Source organism: Arthrobacter sp. zg-Y769 (genome assembly GCF_020907405.1).
GTDB lineage: Bacteria > Actinomycetota > Actinomycetes > Actinomycetales > Micrococcaceae > Arthrobacter_B.
In genome coordinates this window covers 14361-31104 of the sequence record NZ_JAJJOE010000014.1, presented here as the reverse complement: position 1 = coordinate 31104, position 16744 = coordinate 14361, and the positions used below count along the sequence as shown (strand labels likewise).

14 protein-coding genes are annotated in these 16744 nt (G+C 69.1%); 4 read left to right on the top strand and 10 right to left on the bottom strand.

Annotated features, from left to right (window positions below):
- The first annotated feature begins 430 nt into the window (after window positions 1–430).
- Window positions 431–973: a hypothetical protein gene (locus LOC60_RS13710; protein WP_230026095.1), complete on the top strand. Its 543-nt coding sequence runs from the start codon at window positions 431–433 to the stop codon at window positions 971–973.
- 108 nt (window positions 974–1081) lie between these two features.
- On the opposite strand, the gene LOC60_RS13705 is transcribed toward LOC60_RS13710, so the two are convergent.
- From LOC60_RS13705 to LOC60_RS13675, 7 genes are all read right to left on the bottom strand, one after another.
- Window positions 1082–2890, bottom strand: a complete 1809-nt coding sequence (locus LOC60_RS13705; protein WP_230026266.1) for a glycoside hydrolase family 2 protein — start codon at window positions 2888–2890, stop codon at window positions 1082–1084.
- 32 nt (window positions 2891–2922) lie between these two features.
- Entirely contained in the window at window positions 2923–3711 is a 789-nt protein-coding gene (locus LOC60_RS13700) for a CPBP family intramembrane glutamic endopeptidase (RefSeq protein ID WP_230026093.1), read from the bottom strand.
- A 289-nt stretch (window positions 3712–4000) separates the two neighbouring features.
- The gene (gene hutI / locus LOC60_RS13695) at window positions 4001–5236 is read right to left on the bottom strand and encodes an imidazolonepropionase (protein WP_230026091.1); all 1236 of its coding nucleotides are present in this window, start codon (window positions 5234–5236) and stop codon (window positions 4001–4003) included.
- Window positions 5233–6648 (bottom strand): formimidoylglutamate deiminase, encoded by a 1416-nt coding sequence (locus tag LOC60_RS13690; RefSeq protein ID WP_230026089.1) that lies wholly within the window; start codon window positions 6646–6648, stop codon window positions 5233–5235. The genes hutI and LOC60_RS13690 overlap by 4 nt, the downstream gene beginning before the upstream one ends.
- Complete coding sequence (locus tag LOC60_RS13685) at window positions 6645–7844, bottom strand: allantoate amidohydrolase (RefSeq protein ID WP_230026087.1); 1200 nt, start codon at window positions 7842–7844, stop codon at window positions 6645–6647. Before LOC60_RS13685 ends, LOC60_RS13690 begins: the two co-directional genes overlap by 4 nt.
- A gap of 21 nt (window positions 7845–7865) precedes the next feature.
- Entirely contained in the window at window positions 7866–9551 is a 1686-nt protein-coding gene (gene hutU / locus LOC60_RS13680; RefSeq protein WP_230026085.1) for a urocanate hydratase, read from the bottom strand.
- A gap of 25 nt (window positions 9552–9576) precedes the next feature.
- Window positions 9577–10404 (bottom strand): IclR family transcriptional regulator, encoded by an 828-nt coding sequence (locus LOC60_RS13675; RefSeq protein WP_230026083.1) that lies wholly within the window; start codon window positions 10402–10404, stop codon window positions 9577–9579.
- Between the two features lie 123 nt (window positions 10405–10527).
- Here LOC60_RS13675 and hutH point away from each other — a divergent pair, with 123 nt between their 5' ends.
- The 3 genes from hutH (at window position 10528) to LOC60_RS16430 (ending at window position 13493) form a co-directional block, all read left to right on the top strand.
- A complete protein-coding gene (hutH, locus tag LOC60_RS13670) occupies window positions 10528–12105 on the top strand; it encodes a histidine ammonia-lyase (RefSeq protein WP_230026081.1) in 1578 nt (525 codons plus the stop codon).
- A 62-nt stretch (window positions 12106–12167) separates the two neighbouring features.
- Complete coding sequence (locus LOC60_RS13665; protein ID WP_230026079.1) at window positions 12168–12467, top strand: acylphosphatase; 300 nt, start codon at window positions 12168–12170, stop codon at window positions 12465–12467.
- Between the two features lie 339 nt (window positions 12468–12806).
- Window positions 12807–13493 (top strand): pentapeptide repeat-containing protein, encoded by a 687-nt coding sequence (locus LOC60_RS16430; protein WP_442860420.1) that lies wholly within the window; start codon window positions 12807–12809, stop codon window positions 13491–13493.
- A gap of 363 nt (window positions 13494–13856) precedes the next feature.
- Here the strand turns inward: LOC60_RS16430 and LOC60_RS13655 are convergent, their stop codons facing one another.
- Genes LOC60_RS13655 through LOC60_RS13645 form a run of 3 tightly spaced genes read right to left on the bottom strand, consistent with a single transcriptional unit; the run spans window position 13857 to window position 16676 of the window.
- On the bottom strand, window positions 13857–14984 hold the full coding sequence (locus LOC60_RS13655; RefSeq protein WP_230026075.1) for an NAD(P)/FAD-dependent oxidoreductase: 1128 nt from the start codon (window positions 14982–14984) through the stop codon (window positions 13857–13859).
- Window positions 14981–15772, bottom strand: coding sequence for a SpoIIE family protein phosphatase (locus tag LOC60_RS13650; RefSeq protein WP_230026072.1), 792 nt, complete (start codon window positions 15770–15772; stop codon window positions 14981–14983). Before LOC60_RS13650 ends, LOC60_RS13655 begins: the two co-directional genes overlap by 4 nt.
- 4 nt (window positions 15773–15776) lie before the next feature.
- A complete protein-coding gene (locus LOC60_RS13645) occupies window positions 15777–16676 on the bottom strand; it encodes an aminoglycoside phosphotransferase family protein (protein WP_230026070.1) in 900 nt (299 codons plus the stop codon).
- Window positions 16677–16744 lie beyond the last annotated feature (68 nt).

The following is a 16744-nucleotide window of genomic DNA, read 5'->3' as shown; positions in this document are numbered from 1 at the left end:
CCGGCCTCCGGTCCTCCAGCCTGAGGGAATGAAACCCGAACTGCTTTTCGCGTCCGACGCCGAGCTGTACGGTTCCGGACGGCGTTCCCTCGCGCTGCGGTGCCGGGCTGGTGAACTGATCCGCCTCCGCAGCGGCATCTACGTCCACTCTGAAGTGTGGCGGCAGCTGCCTCTTTGGGAACAGAACCGCGTCCGCATACGGGCCACCGTGGAGCAGGCGCCGGAACAACGTGTGCTCATTCAACAATCTGCCGCTTCCATATGGGGGCTGCCGGTGATCGGAACATTCCCTGAAGTTTTACTGCTGGCCTCTGCTGCATCCCATGGCCGACGCCGAGGCGACCTCCGGTGGAGCGCACGCCGGCTGCTGGAACCCTTGGAGGTCGTGGACGGAATGACACTCACCTCCAGGGCCCAAACGGTCTTGGATATGGCTGCCCACTTGGATTTTGAGCGCGCAGTTCCGGCCATGGACCGTGTGCTGCACCCGGACCCCGTCCGCGGCCTTCCCGGGGTAAAGAAAGAACACCTGAAGGAATTGGCCGCCAACCTGCCCAGTCATGCCAAAAGCCTCCGGGCCGGGCGGGTTGTCGACTTTGCAGATGAACGCTCTGAGTCGGCCGGCGAGTCGTATTCCCGAGCCGTCCTGCACCGGCTTGGGTTTCCATCCCCCGAGCTGCAGCATGAATTCAGGACCCCCACGGGCCGCTTCCGCACGGACTTTTACTGGACGGAACAGGACTTGGTGGGGGAATTCGACGGTGCCGGGAAATACGGCGCAAACGGCTTAGCTGTCGAACCGTCATGGGAGACGCTCATGCGGGAAAAACGGCGGGAAGATGCCATCCGAGCTACGGGGGTCCGTTTCGTCCGCTGGTCCTGGAACGACATCGGCAGGCCACCTGAACATCCGGAGAGCCTGCCCCGGAGGATGCTCGGTGCCGGCCTGCCCCGCACCCGTCCCTATCGCTAATTTCGCTGCCATATTGGGATTCTGCTGCCGGTTTGGGAAATCCCTGCGCTGCGCCGTGGCAGGAATTTCCCAAACCGTACGATTTCCTCAGCCAGGAGGCAAAAGCGCTCAGGACCCCGCAGCACGACGAAGCCCCGCATTGATCCCGCGCACCAGACCGGCGTCGATCTTCACCACCCGGCGGTCGTACGTGAGGAGCCCGTTGACCTCGTCCTCGACGTCCGTGAGCTGGGTGTAGACCGTCGCGGCCAGCCCGCCGGCGACCGCAGGTTCAATCTGCCGCCGGTGCAGCCGCTCGTACGCCCGGGCCAGGGCACGCCGGGACCGGAACCGCCGGTACCCGAACTCCTTGTCGTTGAAGGTGTGCCCGGGAATGCGCAGGCTGTAACCCCCGTACTCGGACAGGACGACGGCGCGGCCCCCGGCCAGCCAGCCCTTCCGCAGCCGGAACGGCACAAAGTAGACGTGCACGCTTTTGAGGTCTCCCCCGCCCTGGTCATGCCAGCCGCTGGCGTGGTCGATGGTCCGCGTCGGATCCAGGCCCCGCAGCAGTACGGTGACGGCATTGGCGTCGAACTGGCCCCACCCTTCGTTGAACGGCACCCACACCACGATGGACGGGCTGTTTCCCAGCAGCTCCACCGTGCCGTGCAGTTCGGCCAGGAACTGTTCCCTGCCCTGCGCATCGGCCCGCCCGAAGGCGGCGTAGTCGTCGTCGGACCGGTGTGCCGCCCCCACCGCCGGAGCAGTGACCACGGAGTGCCGATACGCAGCACCGCCGTTCACCAGGTCCTGCCAGACCAGGATGCCCAGCCGGTCGGCATGGTAGTACCAGCGCAGCGGTTCGATCTTGATGTGCTTGCGCAGCATCGCGAAGCCGAGGTCCTTCGCCGCACGGATATCGGAGGCCAGTGCCTCGTCCGACGGCGCCGTGTACAGCCCGTCCGGCCAGTAGCCCTGGTCCAGCAGCCCCGCATGGAAATACGGCCGCCCGTTCAGCAGTAGCCGCAGGTGCCCGGCGTCGTCGGGCCCCGTTCCCACGGTCCGCAGCGCGGTGTAGCTGCGGACCCGGTCGGCTTCCCGGCCGTCGGTGAGCAGCCGCACGGTGACGTCGTAAAGGAACGGGTCCTCCGGCGACCAGAGGTGCGCATCCGGGACCGGGATCCGCACCGGGGTTCCGGGAACGACGACGGCGGCCGCCACCGGGTGCCCGTCCGCGGCCAGGGTGACTTCCGCGAGCAGGTCCGTGCTGTCCGGGGCGGACCGGACGTCGTCGACCAGCACCCTGGCGGTCACTGAGTCCAGGTCCGGCACCAGGACCAGGCGCGCGATGCTCGCCTGCGGCACCGCTTCCAGCCAGACTGTCTGCCAGATTCCGGACTGAGCCGTGTACCAGATCCCGCCGCGGTCCAGGGTCTGCTTGCCGCGGCTGGCGGATCCGGTGTTGCTCAGGTCCCGTACCCGGACTACGATTTCGTGCCCGGCCCCGGGGGAACCGCCGTCCGGGCCCGCGGCCAGCGCCTCGGTGATGTCGAGGGAGAACGGCAGGTAGCCGCCGTCGTGCCCGCCCACGGGAATACCGTTGACCGTGACCCGGCAGCTGGAATCCACCGCGCCGAAGTGCAGCAGGATCCGCTCGCCCGCGAAGCCCTCCGGCAGGGTCACGGTCCGCCGGTACCAGAGCAGCTGCTGCGGCTGCAGCTGCCGGTTCACCCCGGAAAGCGGCGCCTCGGGCGAGAACGGCACCAGGATCTGTCCGTCCCAGTCGCTGGCCTCCGGAGGCTGCTCCTGGCGCACGGAGGTGATCGCGTACTGCCAGTAGCCGTTGAGGTTCAGGTAGCTGTCACGGGCCAGCTGGGGGCGGGGGTATTCCGGCAGGACGGATTCGGGGTCCAGGGCTGCGCCCCACGGGGTCATCAGTGTCACGGGGCCAGCCTAGGGGATGCCGCTCAGTCGCCGATCCCGATGGCCGAACCAAACAGCGCAAAACCGACAAACCCGGCGATGTCCACCAGCGCGTGCGCTATCACCAGCGGCATGACCCGGCGTGTCTTGTAGTAGGCGTACCCGAAGAGCAGGCCCATCAGGAAGTTCCCGATGCCCGGGCCGATCCCCTGGTACAGGTGGTAGCTCGCCCGGATCAGGGCGCTGGTGAGGATGATTGCCGGCGTCCCCCAGCCCAGCTGCCGCAGCCGCAGGAACAGGTAGCCCACCACAATGACTTCCTCCAGCACGGCATGCCGCATGGCCGAGAGGATCAGCACCGGCAGCGTCCACCAGTAGGTGTCCAGGTCTGCCGGAACAATGGCGGTGGTGATGCCCAGCGCCCGTCCGGCGGCGTAAACGCCAAGCGTGCCGACGCCGATGACCGCTGCCAGCGCCACGCCGAGCCCGAAGTCGCGAAGCGGTTTAGCGAACGTGAAACCGATCCGTCGGAACGCCGACTTTCCGGGTTCGGTCAGCAGGAACAGGACCAGCGCCACCGGCAGCAGGGAAAAGAAGATCCCCAGCAGCTGGTACACCAGGTCGAAGTACGGCCGCTCATCGAGGACGGGATTCAGCGTGGTGGTCTGGTCGCCCAGCGGCGCCTCGGTGGCCTTTTCAATGAGTTCGACGACGGCGTAAACCCCGGACCTGCCGAGCGAAAGCCCCAGCACAATCAGGATTTCGAACACCAGCATCCGGCGGGCCCGCGGGTCCAGGGATTCAGCGGGGGCGGAGGGCAGGGCTGCAGACATGGACACCATTGTGCCGGACGGCCCGGCTTGCATCGGGTCGCCTCGGCTTGCCGGAGCCGGACCTACCGGCGCTCGTATCGGACCTGGACCATTCCTTGCTCATCGAAGCGCCGTTCCCGAACATTTACCGGTTTCCGCATCGAGTCAGCAACATTTACCGGTTTCCGCATCGAGTCAGCAACATTTACCGATTTCCGCTCTGAAATTGGTAAATCGTGCAGACTCGATCCCCGTCCGGCTCCGCACCCCGCAACCCCGCAGTCCCTACCCCCTGGCCCCTGTCGGCGGCTCAGTGGCGCACCGGCACCCCGGCCCGTAACACCATGCCGGTCAGGGGCATTCCGGGCCGGTACGCCAGATGGGCGGCCGAGGGCGCATTGAGCAGCTGCAGATCGGCGCGGTGCCCGACGGCGAGGGACCCGACAGCCCGTGCACCGTCCCGGTCGGCTCCGGTGTGTACCCGCAGTGCCAGCGCGCCGCCGTAGGTGGCCGCCCGGACGGCTTCCTGCACGGTGAGGCCCATCTGCAGCACGGCCGTGGCCACGCAGAAAGCCATGGAGCTGGTGAAGGACGTCCCCGGGTTGCAGTTCGACGCCAACGCCACCTGCACCCCGGCGTCCAGCAGCTGCCGTGCCGGAGCCAGCGGAGCCCGGGTGGACAGGTCACAGGCCGGCAGGCACGTCGCAACGGTCCCAGGGATTCCGGTGCCAGCACCGGCCCCGGCACCCCACCCGGCCCAGCTGTCCGCGAGCGCCGCGACGTCGTCGTCGGACAGGTGGTTCACGTGGTCCACGCTCGCCGCTCCGAACTCCACCGCGAGCTGCACCCCGGCGCCGGGCCCGAGCTGGTTGCCGTGTACCCGCAGCCCCAGGCCGGCATCCCGGCCCGCCTGCAGCACCCGCCGGGACTGTTCCTCGGTGAACGCGCCCTTTTCGCAGAAGACGTCCGCCCACTGCACGTACGGCCGCACCGCGGCGAGCATGTCGGTGCAGACCAGGTCCGTGTACTCGTCGGCGTCGGCGCCGTCCGGCACCAGGTGCGCACCCAGGAACGTGACCGTGTCCGCCACGGTGGACGCGATCCGGGCATGCCGGCGTTCCTCCTCCACGTTTAGCCCGTAGCCGGTTTTGGTTTCCAGGTACGTGGTGCCGCCCGCCGCGGCTTCGGCAGCCCGCGCCAGCAGCAGCCGGGTCAGGTCGTAGTCCGACGCCGCGCGGGTGGCTTCCGTGGTGACCGCGATCCCGCCGGCTTCATAGGCCTGCCCCGCCATCCGCGCTTCGAACTCCGCGCTGCGGTCCCCGGCGAACACCAGGTGGGTATGCGAGTCCACCCAGCCGGGCAGCCCGGCGCGCCCGCCGGCGTCGATCATCTCATCCGCAGCAGGGGCATTCCGCGCCGGCCCGATCCAGCTGATCCGTTCCCCCTCGAACACGATGGCGGCATCCTGCAGCACGGGGGTCTCCGCGGCGGCGTCCTGCGTGGAGAGTTCGCCGATGTTGGTGATCAGTGTCGAGGCGGAGCTCATGGGTGCCGGGTTCCTTCCAAGCGGGTTTCGTGCACTGCTGCGGGGGCGGAGTCGACGGCGGCAATGGCCTCCCGCAGCAGGACGGCCGGGTCACCGAGGACGGTGTGGTGCCCGTTCCGGGCGAGGAGCCGGCCGCCGACGACGACGGCGGTTACGTCCGCCGCGGTGGCGGAAAATGCCAGCTGTCCGGGCCGTGACCCGGCGGTGCGCACGCTGTGCGGGCGAACCGCCATGAGGTCGCAGGCCTTCCCCGGTTCCAGCCCGGGTGCACGCCGGCCCTGCGCCGCTGCTCCGGCGTCGGACGCGGCAAAGTGCAGGTCGGCCGGGGTGAAGGTGCCGCGCTTGCCGGTGCGCAGCCGCTCGCCGTGTTCCAGTGCCCGCATCTCCAGCCAGGGATCGACGACGGCGTGCTGGTCACTGCCCAGGGCCAGGGCAACACCGGCGTTCCGCAGTTCCGTGGCGGGACCGAGGCCGTCCGCGAGGTCGGCTTCCGTGCTGGGGCAGAACACCGCGGTGGCGTCCGCCGCTCCCAGCAGGGCCATGTCGGCGTCGGTCAGGTGCGTGGCGTGGACCACCGAGAGCCGGGAACTGAGCAGCCCGTGCCGGTGGAGAAGTCCCGTGGGCGTCAACCCGGTCGCGGCCAGGCAGTCGGCGTTTTCCTGCGGCTGTTCGGACAGATGGATGTGCAGCGGAATCCCGGCCGGCAGCCGCTTCGCAATGCGGGCCAGCGCAGCCTCCGGCACGGCGCGGACGGAGTGCAGGGCGGCCCCGACGCTGACCTGCTCCGGAGGAAACCGCGCAGCGACCGCCGCCTGCAGCGAAGCGAACCGGGACAGCCAGGCATCGGCGTCGGCGTCCCCGAACCGCCGCTGCGAGGGCTCCAGCGGTGCCCCCACGCTGCGTGTCCCCAAACCGCCGGAAAGATAACAGGTGTCCAGCAGGGTCAGCCGGATGCCGGCACTAACCGCTGCCCGGGCCAGGGCCAGTTCCATGCCGTGCTCCGGATAGGCGGAGCCGTCCGGGGCATGGTGCACGTAGTGGAACTCGGCGACGCTGGTGTAGCCGGAGACCACCATCTCCGCGAACACGGCTGTGGCGAGCTGTTCGTACAGCGCCGGGGTCAGGGCCCCGGCGGCCGAGTACATCTGCTCCCGCCAGCTCCAGAAGTCCCCGGAGGTATGGGTGCGTCCGCGCAGCACCCGGTGGAAGGCATGTGAATGGGCGTTCGCGGCTGCGGGAAAGACGACGCCGGAAAGGACCAGGTCCCCGGGTTCGGCTTCCGTGCCAGGTGCGGCTGCCGTGACGGTTCCCGCGGGGTCGACCGAAAGCCGGATGCCCTCGCGGATGCCGCCCTGGTACCACCCCGCCTCGCACCAGACGGCCGCACCCGAAGGACCTCCGGCACCGTTCACAGCAGCGCCTCCAGCACATCGGCGAGCGCAGCGGCTCCGGCCTCGGCGTCGTGTGCCTCCACGAATTCCTCCGGGGAGTGTGAGATCCCGGTCGGATTGCGGACAAACAGCATGCCGGAAGGCACATGCCCGGCGAGGATCCCGGCGTCATGCCCGGCACCCGTCGCCAGCACCGGAGCGCCCGGGAGGGCCAGCTGCAGGCTCCGGCCCAGTGCGGCATCAAAGGTCACCGACCCGGTCCAGGATTCCGGTGCCAGGGACACGGTGCAGCCTTCGAACGCGGCGATCTTCTGCGCCTTGCCGTGAATGGTTTCCACGAGGGCCAGGGCGGCGGCGTCGTCGGGGTGCCGGGCGTCGAGCCAGAGGTCCACCCGGGAGGCAATCACATTGGTGCCGCCCGGGACCGGAGCGAGCCGGCCCACCGTGGCCCGGGCGCCGTCGACGGCGGCGGCAGCCTTCTGCACGGCCACGATGATCTGCGCGGCGGCAACCAGGGGGTCGGCGCGGTCCTCCATGGCGGTGGTGCCGGCGTGGTTGCCCTGCCCGGAGACGGTGATCCGCCAGCGGCCGTGGCCCAGGATGGATCCACCCACGGCCACCGCGGGACCGTCCTCGCCGAGCCCGCGGCCCTGCTCCACGTGCAGTTCCACGAAGTCCCCGATCCGGGCCAGCGCCTCGTCGTCGCGTCCCAGCCGTGCGGGGTCGAGTCCGTTGGCCCGGGCGGCGTCGGCGAAGGTGGTTCCGTCCGCATCGCGCAGGTTCCGGGCCTTGTCCGGATCCATGTCTCCGGTCAGCAGGCGCGATCCAAGACAGGCGACGCCGAAGCGGGACCCTTCCTCTTCCGGGAAGACGGTGATGGCCAGGGAACGGTTGCGGGTGATGCCGCGCCCCCGCAGCAGATCCACGGCGGCCAGCGCGGAGGCCACCCCCAGCGGCCCGTCGAACGCTCCGCCTCCCGGCACGGAGTCCAGGTGGCTGCCCGTCACCAGGGCACCCCGTTCGGGTTCGCCCCACCAGGCCCAGAGGATGCCGTTGCGGTCCGTTTCCACGTCCAGTCCGCGGCGCTGTGCCTCCTGGCTAAACCACTCGCGCAGCGTCAGCTCCGGCGTCGAAAACACGGGCCGGGAGTAGCCGCCGCGCCGCGCATCCCGTCCGACGTCGGCAATTGAGGCAAGCAGGCTGCTAACAGTGTCCATGGTTCTCTCTCGGCGGGGTGCTTATTCGTTCATGGGGATGCGGATGCCGCGCTCGGCGGCCACGTCCGCGGCGCGGGAGTACCCGGCGTCGGCATGCCGCATTACCCCGGTACCCGGATCATTGGTCAGAAGGGTCTCCAGTTTACGGGCCGCCAGCTCGGTTCCATCGGCAACGCCCACCTGGCCCGCGTGGATGGACCGGCCGATGCCCACACCGCCGCCGTGGTGCAGGGACACCCAGGTGGCACCGGAAGCCGTGTTCAGCAGCGCGTTGAGCAGGGGCCAGTCCGCGATCGCGTCCGACCCGTCGGCCATGGCCTCGGTCTCCCGGTACGGGGAGGCCACCGATCCCGCATCCAGGTGGTCCCGCCCGATCACGATGGGGGCGCTCACCTTGCCCTCGGCGACGAGCCGGTTGAACAGCAGTCCGGCCTTGGCGCGGTCTCCGTAGCCCAGCCAGCAGATGCGCGCAGGCAGGCCTTCGAACTCCACGTGCCGGGCCGCGGCGTCGATCCAGCGGTGCAGGCGGAGGTTCTCCGGGAACAGCTCCTTGATGGCCGCATCGGTCACGGCAATGTCCTGCGGATCCCCGGACAGCGCCACCCAGCGGAACGGCCCCATTCCCTCGCAGAACAGCGGCCGGATGTACGCCGGGACAAAGCCGGGGAAATCGAAGGCGCGGGCATAGCCGCCCTGGCGGGCCTCGTCCCGGATGGAGTTGCCGTAGTCGAACACTTCGGCTCCCGCGTCCTGGAACCCGACCATGGCGGCAACGTGCCGGGCCATGGTTTCACGGGACTGCTTGGTAAAGCCTTCCGGATCCGCGGCGGCTTCGGCCTGCCAGCGCTCCACCGGGATGCCGGCGGGAAGGTAGCTCAGCGGGTCATGGGCGGAGGTCTGGTCGGTGACAATGTCCACCGTGATTTCTCCGGCCTGCTGCCGGCGCAGCAGTTCCTCGAACACCTCGGCGGCGTTGCCCACCAGGCCCACGGACAGGGCGCGTTTTTCGGTCCGGGCGGCCATAACGCGGGCGACGGCGGTGTCCAGGTCCGGTGCCACCTCGTCCAGGTAGCGCTTGCCGGCACGTCGGCGCAGGCGTGCCTCGTCGACGTCGACAATCAGGACCGCTCCCCCGTTCAGCGTGACGGCGAGCGGCTGCGCCCCGCCCATTCCGCCGCAGCCGCCGGTCAGGGTCAGGGTGCCGGCCAGGGTGGCGTTTTCATTGGCGAAGAGCTTCCGGGCCACGGCGCCGAAGGTTTCGAAGGTGCCCTGCAGGATGCCCTGGGTGCCGATGTAGATCCACGAGCCGGCGGTCATCTGCCCGTACATCAGCAGGCCCTCCGCCTCCAGCCGGCGGAACTCCGGCCAGGTGGCCCAGTCCCCCACCAGGTTGGAGTTGGCAATCAGGACGCGCGGCGCCCACTCATGGGTGCGGAAAACCCCCACCGGTTTCCCTGACTGCACCAGCAGCGTTTCGTCATCGGCCAGCGTGGAAAGGGTCCGGATGATGGCGTCGTAGGCTTCCCAGCTGCGGGCGGCCCGGCCGGTGCCGCCGTAGACCACCAGGTCCGCGGGCCGTTCGGCGACTTCCGGGTCCAGGTTGTTCATCAGCATCCGCAGCGGGGCTTCGGTCTGCCAGCTGTGCGCGGTGAGGTCGGTGCCGCGGGGTGCCCGGATGCGGCGCGACGGGTCAGAGGTGGAAGACATAGCCAGACCGTAGCCCCGGGGCGGTTCAGCGTGCAGCCGGTCCGGGATAGGCGTCTGGGATATCAGACACAATTGGGCCGGGCCGCGGGCGGGCGCCTAAGCGGCGGGAAAGCTCGGCGGCGCAGCGCAGCAGGTCGGACAGGACCTGTCCGGCCAGCGCATCGATCCCCCGGGTGCGGTTCGGCGCGGTCAGGGTCAGGCCGGCGACGGCGTGGCCGCTGCGGTCCGGCACAGGTACGGCAACGGAAGAGAAGCCCTCGGTGACTTCGTTCTCTTCCCAGGCATAGCCGCGTCCACGGACCTCTTCCAGCAGGCCAGGCAGTGCCGTGCCGCCGCTGCGGGAGGACCGCACCGCCCCGGGGTCCGGGTAGAGGGCCCTCAGCTGGGCGCCGGTCATCCCGGCCAGCAGGACCCGGCCGCTGGCGGTGCGGTGGGCCGGAAGGCGGATGCCGGCGTCGGTCACCAGCCGCTGCTGGCGCGGCGCCCGCTCCTCGATCACGTAGATCACGTCGGTCCCCTGCAGCACCGCCAGATGCGCGGTGAAGCGGGTCTGTGCAACAAGCCGGCGCAGCGGAAACCGCGCAATGCGCTGCAGCGGGGCCTGCCGGGCGTAGCCGGTGCCCAGTTCGTGGGCCGTGGCACCCAGGGCGTACCGCCTCTCCTCCGGCAGGTGCACGGCAAAGCCGTCGCTCACCAGCGCGGCCAGCAGGTGATAGGTGGTGGAGCGGGGCAGCGCAAGGTCCCGTGCGACGGCGGATGCACTCACGGGCCCGGCCTGCTGTCCGAGGTAGCGCAGGATGGCCAGGACCTGGGCCGCCGCAGGGACCTGGACACGGGCATAGGCAGCGGGCATGCCCAGAGTCTAGGGCAGTGTCTGGGATCCCAGAAGCTGAATCTGCCGGGGTCCGCGCCTGAGCGGGATCGAACGGGCAAGATGGATAGCAGCCGGGGCCGTCTAAGCGCAGGAGGAACACGCATGGAGCTACACAGCAACGACGAGGGAGCCGCGGTGGGGCTGGGGGTGGGTCCGCTGTCCGGGCAGGACATCCTCGCCGTCGCCCGGCACGGTGCGCCCGTGACCCTGGCCCCGGGGGCGCTGGCTGCGATGGCCTCCTCGCGCGGGGTGATCGAGAGCCTCGCCGCGGATGATAAACCGCACTACGGCGTGTCCACCGGTTTCGGTGCCCTGGCTGTGAAGCAGATTCCCCCGGAACAGCGGACCCAGCTGCAGCGCTCGCTGATCCGCAGCCATGCGGCGTCATCCGGTGCGGAAGTGGACCGTGAGGTGGTGCGTGCCCTGATGCTCAACCGCCTGGCCACCCTGGCGACCGGCCGTACCGGTGTGCGTCCCGCCGTCGGGCTGGCCTACGCCGGAATGCTCAACGCAGGCATCACGCCGTGGGTGGGTGAGTACGGTTCCCTGGGCTGTTCCGGCGACCTCGCTCCCCTCTCCCACTGTGCCCTCGCGCTGATGGGTGAAGGGCAGGTGCGCGACGCCGGCGGGCACCTGGTGCCCGCCGCCGCCGCACTCGAGGCGGCCGGGCTGGAGCCGATGGAGCTGCAGGAAAAGGAGGGACTGGCACTGATCAACGGGACGGACGGGATGCTCGGGATGCTGACGCTGGCCATCGCGGACCTGCACCGGCTGCTGGCCACTGCGGATCTCGCCGCCGCCATGAGCGTCGAAGGGCTGCTTGGGAGCGACAGCGTGTTTGCCGCCGATCTGCAGGCGCTGCGGCCGCAGCCCGGGCAGGGGGAATCCGCAGAAAACATCCGTGCGGTGCTGGCCGGATCGGTGCTGATTGAGGAGCATAAGACCGGCGGGTTCACCCGGGTCCAGGACGCGTACTCGCTGCGCTGCGCACCCCAGGTCCACGGCGCCGCCCGCTCCACGCTGCAGCATGCCGAAGCCGTTGCAGCTGCCGAACGGGCCTCTGCCATCGACAACCCGGTGGTGACGCTGGACGGCCGGCTGGAATCCAACGGCAACTTCCACGGTGCTCCGGTGGCCTATGTCCTGGATTTCCTGGCCATCGCCGTCGCCGATGTCGCCTCCATGAGCGAACGGCGGACGGACCGGTTCCTCGACCGGACCCGCAGCCACGGCCTCAATGCCTTCCTGGCCCATGACCCCGGTGTGGACTCCGGCCACATGATCGCCCAGTACACCCAGGCCGGCATTGTCGCGGAGCTCAAGCGCCTGGCGGTGCCGGCGTCGGTGGATTCCATCCCGTCCTCCGCCATGCAGGAGGACCACGTGTCCATGGGCTGGGCCGCCGGACTGAAGCTGCGCCGGGCCGTGGACGGACTGACCCGGGTACTGGCCATTGAGCTGCTGACCTCGGCACGGGCGCTCGACATGCGCGACGGCGGCCCGGCATCGTCCCGCAGCGCACCTGCCGTGGCCGCGGCCCGGTCCATGATCCGGACTGTTGTGCCCGGGCCCGGCCCGGACCGGTATCTCGCCCCGGAAATCGAGGCGGTTCGGGTGCTCGTCGAGAACGGCTCCCTGCTGGCAGCAGTACGGGACCAGCTGGGTACCAGCCTGCACTGAGTTCGCCCCCGATTCGAGGCAACACAGGCCGTTCCGGCGCTCCCGGGCGTTACGCTGAGCGGATGAATGAGCAAGAGCATCCGGAAGGAACTCCCCGCCGGCTGACGGCCCGGGTGACCGGCGAGGTGCAGGGCGTGGGGTTCCGTTACCGCACGCTTCGGCAGGCAGTGCAGCTGGGCTTGACCGGTGTTGTTTCCAACTCGCCGGACGGATCCGTGCGCGTGGTGGCCGAGGGCAGGGAGCCGGCCCTGGACGGGCTCCGCGAATTCCTGCGCGGCCCGAAGGCGCCGGGCGTGGTTGCCGGCGTTGAGGAATCCTTCTCGCCCGCCACCGGGGAGTTTCCTGATTTCAGTGCGGAATAGCCGCCGGGGATCCGCCGGTTAAAAGGAAAACGCCGGCAGACTTGGGGCTGGTTGGGGGAACAACCCTAGTCTGCCGGCGTCCGGACCGGTCACTACTCGGTCCATTCATCACTCGCACCCTTATGAGGTACTAACGACGATAATTGGTTCATCTGGGTAGGTGCTGAAGACAACCTGATAACTACCTGAGTATTGAGGACCGGAACGGCATCTTGCTGGAAACGTCAGGCGGCGACGAGCTGGCGGGCCACTGGAGTTCCGGGCCGGGTTGGGCCGGCCGAAAGACCGCAGGACGGAGCGCCTGCCTGGCGGGGAAGGATGTCCTGCTGAGCAGTGCGGATGCCGGGCATGCCCGCCGCAGGTCGTTCAGGTTTCTTGGTTCCGGCAGAGCCGCTCTTGGCGTCCTTGCCCCCGTCGGCACCCTTGCCCGCCGAACCCGGCTTCTTGCCGCCGGTGCTCTTTTTTGGTGCCGTGCTGGCCTGGTTCCCCGTACCGCGCGAACCGGTGTTGTTTGCGGGGCGTGACTTGGCGGCCTGGACCTTCTTGGGCTGGGCCGGCTGCATCGGAGCTGCCTTCTTCTTGCTGGCCGACTTGTTCACGGCGGACTTGCCCGCAATCGGCTTTCCGGCACCCGCCATCGCAGCGGCAGCCGCGGACTTCATAGCCGCGGACTTCACAGCCGCGGACTTCACAGCCGCGGACTTCTCAGTTACGGACTTCTCAGCCACGGACTTCTCGGCAGCGGCCTTCTCGGCCACGGACTTCTCGGCAGCGGCCGACTTCTCAGCAGCAGCTGCGGAGGTCAGTGCCGCCGTCCGTGCTGCCAGCGCGGCGGCCACGTCCACGGCATCCACCGTCTGTGGCATCCGGACGGATGCGCCGGGACGCCCGTACGCCATGGACGGGCGCAGCGCGGCCATGATCTCCTCGGTCGCTGACCGGGCGGTGTCCACAAACACGGCGGCGGCATTGTCATCGGGGACAGCTTCCACCCGCTGGCGTGCTGCCTTGGAGAGGACGCGGTAAAGGGCCGAAATGACAACCAGCAGAGCCGCGCCCGTGCTGTAAAGAAGAATCAGGGAAAAGGCGAGCGATGTGGTTCCGCCGGAAAAGAACCCAACGCCGATAACGGCAGAAATCAGCCACAGCGTACTAAGAATTTCCAGGATGGAACGAACCCGGAGGTAAAGCGGACGCTGCTGCACGCCAACAACTTTCGGCGGCAAGAAATCTGGCACTGAGACTGACCTTTCGGGCACCGAATTTATTGATGCATTCGGGTTTTAGGGGATGCGCTTGTTAGTACAACTCTAGGCATGTCTCGGCACCCTAATGACCATACGCGCGTACCTTGGCTGATTCGTTACGCGACAACAGGTGAGACTTTGGTCACACTCCCGTCCGGGCAGGGCTGAGTGCCTCCCGGGCATCATTTTCGGCCCCCGCCGCCAGCAGAATTCCGGCTGCCAGCTCCGCAATGGCGGATGAGGTCTGGAACCCGTAGCCACCCTGCCCTGCCAACCAAAAGAAGCCGGACACGGCCGGATCCCAGCCAACCACCGGCAGTCCGTCGGGCGCCTCGGTACGCAGTCCGGTCCAGGCGCGGGCTACCCCGGTGATGCCCATAGTGGTGACGCTGTTCACCAGCTCCACGAGCGCCTGCACGTCCTCGTCGCGGGGCCGGGAATCCTCCGCCACGCTCGCTTCCCTTTCCGACGGCGAGATCAGGACCTGCCTGCCTTCGCGCCGGTAATAGAAACGGTCGGCTGCATCAGCCACCATCGGCGCACCGTCTTCCAGGGGCCGTTCAACGTCGACGACGGCGGCGGTACGGCGGTACGGCGTGAGCCCAAGGGGGCGCGCCCCGAATATCCCTGCCAGGGTATCCGCCCAGGCGCCGGCAGCATTGACCACCACCGGAGCCTCGAACCGCAGGCCCGGGGTCATGACTTCCCACTGCCCGGAGCCCGGCTCCCCCGTCAAGCGGGCCGCCTCAACCCGCTCTCCCATCACGATTCGGCCGCCGGCCCCCGTCAGCCGTGCCCGGTGGTATTCCAGCAGGGCGTCCGTGTTGCAGGCCACCGAGGTGGTGTCCAGCCCGGCGGCGCTGAAAGCCTCCGGCTTCAGCTCCGGAGCAAGCCCGAGGGCTTCGGCCTGCATGACCGGGTGCATGTGGCTGCTGGCCCGGTCCCGCACCGACTCTTCATCCCCAATCAGCAGGAAACTCCGGGGGGCCAGGATGGGTTCGGACAGGTGCGCCTCCGCTGCCCTGATCAAGGCCAGGGTGCGCAGGGTCAAGTCCTGGATAACCGGCGGACCGTAGCTGGGAATCAGCTGCCGGGCCGAGCGGGAGGACGTGTGGTAACCCAGCGTCGGTTCGGCTTCCACCAGGACCACTGAGCCGGAGGGACCCCGGGGGTTCGATCCTTCGAGCCGTGCCGCGAGCTCGGCAGCCAGCGAGAGTCCGGCGATTCCGCCGCCGACAACCAGTACATCGCAGTCGGTGCTTACTGTCACGGAGCAGTCCTTTCCAAGGTGAGGAGGGTGGCGTCGTCGGCGCTTTCGCCCAGCTCCGCCTGCAGGGTGCGCAGGGCAAGCAGCAGTTCCTGGGCGGCAACGGCGGACTGTGCGGCCTGGAGGAAAGCGTCCGGCCCCTGCACGATGCCCAGTTCCACCGCCCGCCAGGCACCGTCGGACGCGAGAACTATCCGCCGGACCGGGCCGAGCCGCACCGTACGCGCCTGGTAGGCGGCTTCGGCTTCCCGCCGGGCAACCCACAGCCGCCCGGGGGTGTTGCGCAGTTCCCGGTCCAGCACCCGGAGCTTCCGTTCCCGCTCCGGGTCAGCCGAATGTTCGGTGCCGATCCGGATGTCGGCCGGTTCATGGGTCACGTGGACCAGCGAACCGTCTTCCAGTTCCGCCACCGCGTGGCAGTCCGCCAGTGCAAGGATCTCCACGCCGTCCCCGGTCAGCTGCGCCAGGCACAAGGCAGCGGAAGGGAAGCGGATCCGTTCCTCGCCGGCCAGGGTCCGGGCCAGCCGGTCCATCCCGGTCAGGGCCTCGGCCAGCACCCGCGGAGCGGACGCAGCCACTGCGGCCCCCGCGGCATCCGTCAACAGCAGGTCCAGGTTCCGGGCGTACCAGGCCGGGTCCGAGGGGCCGGGCAGTCCGAGCTGAGGCAGCAGGGGGCTGGCGCCGTCGATCACCCATGCCGTGGCACCGGCGTAACCGCAGGTGTCTTCCTGCACGTGCCCGTCCCCCTCCGTGGAGATCCGGACAGAGTGCTTCCAGGTGCCGCCCGCCACGGAGTTAGAACCTCTCCCGATCGCCGGTGAGGATCTCCATCAGGGTTTCGGAGCCCACCAGGTACAGTCCCGGAGCATCGTCGGAGTTCGCCAGCAGGTTGGTGGCCATGCAGATCGCCCAGCCGCGCGCCCGCTCCCAAACGTGCGGATCGCCGTCATACTGGCTGCCCAGGCTGCGGCGGAACGTGTCGCGGCCCTCAGCGTCGAACACCAGCCAGGCTGCCGCCAGGTCAGTGGCCGGATCACCGGCGGTGAGGTCGCCGAAGTCAATGACCGCCTGCAGGGTGTTGTCCTTGGCCACGAGATTGGCGGGGTGCAGGTCTCCGTGCAGCCACAGCGGAGCGCCGGTCCAGTGCGGGATCTTCAGGGCCTCGGCCCAGAGTTCCTGTACCCGGGCGGCGTGCGGCACCATGCCGCTGTCCAGCCGGCCCTGCACTGCGTCGTTCCGGCCGGACAGCGGGCCGCCCCGGACGGGGTTGCGGGGATAATCCGGCGGTGCCGGGCGGTGGAAGGCATTGAGGAAGCCTGCCAGCGGTTCGGCCAGGGCAACGTTGCGGTCCCGCGGCGACACGGATACATCCTGGCCGTCGAACCAGGCAGTGATGCTCCACGGCCAGGGATATAGCTCGGACGGGGTCCCGCAGAACAGCGGGACCGAGGTCCGTACCCGCACGTCCGCAGTCAGCTGCGGGAGCCAGCGCTGTTCGTTGGCGGTCAGCCCGGCTGCGGTCCGTCGGCGCGGCAACCGGACGGCGTAGTCAGTGCCCAGCCGGTAAATGTAGTTGTCCCAGCCGCTGGCTACCTCGTGCAGGGCCTGCCCGCCCAGCTCCGGCTGCTGCTCCTGCACCAGCTGCCGTACCAGCGCAGCGTCGGCGAAGATCTCAGCAGCGGGAAGGGTGGCCATTTCGACAGCGTACCCGCCCCCGGTGCCGGCCGTCTGCCCACCGGGGCACGATTGCCGCGGTGTCCCCC

What these genes read in the sequence shown, in the direction of transcription:
- LOC60_RS13705 (WP_230026266.1), bottom strand. Translation starts at nt 2,890, where the DNA reads ATGACCCCGTGGGGCGCAGCCCTGGACCCCGAATCCGTCCTGCCGGAA.
- LOC60_RS13710 (WP_230026095.1), top strand. Translation starts at nt 431, where the DNA reads ATGGCTGCCCACTTGGATTTTGAGCGCGCAGTTCCGGCCATGGACCGT.
- hutH (WP_230026081.1), top strand. Translation starts at nt 10,528, where the DNA reads ATGGAGCTACACAGCAACGACGAGGGAGCCGCGGTGGGGCTGGGGGTG.
- hutI (WP_230026091.1), bottom strand. Translation starts at nt 5,236, where the DNA reads ATGAGCTCCGCCTCGACACTGATCACCAACATCGGCGAACTCTCCACG.
- LOC60_RS13665 (WP_230026079.1), top strand. Translation starts at nt 12,168, where the DNA reads ATGAATGAGCAAGAGCATCCGGAAGGAACTCCCCGCCGGCTGACGGCC.
- LOC60_RS13685 (WP_230026087.1), bottom strand. Translation starts at nt 7,844, where the DNA reads ATGGACACTGTTAGCAGCCTGCTTGCCTCAATTGCCGACGTCGGACGG.
- LOC60_RS16430 (WP_442860420.1), top strand. Translation starts at nt 12,807, where the DNA reads ATGCCGGGCATGCCCGCCGCAGGTCGTTCAGGTTTCTTGGTTCCGGCA.
- LOC60_RS13675 (WP_230026083.1), bottom strand. Translation starts at nt 10,404, where the DNA reads ATGCCCGCTGCCTATGCCCGTGTCCAGGTCCCTGCGGCGGCCCAGGTC.
- hutU (WP_230026085.1), bottom strand. Translation starts at nt 9,551, where the DNA reads ATGTCTTCCACCTCTGACCCGTCGCGCCGCATCCGGGCACCCCGCGGC.
- LOC60_RS13645 (WP_230026070.1), bottom strand. Translation starts at nt 16,676, where the DNA reads ATGGCCACCCTTCCCGCTGCTGAGATCTTCGCCGACGCTGCGCTGGTA.
- LOC60_RS13700 (WP_230026093.1), bottom strand. Translation starts at nt 3,711, where the DNA reads ATGTCTGCAGCCCTGCCCTCCGCCCCCGCTGAATCCCTGGACCCGCGG.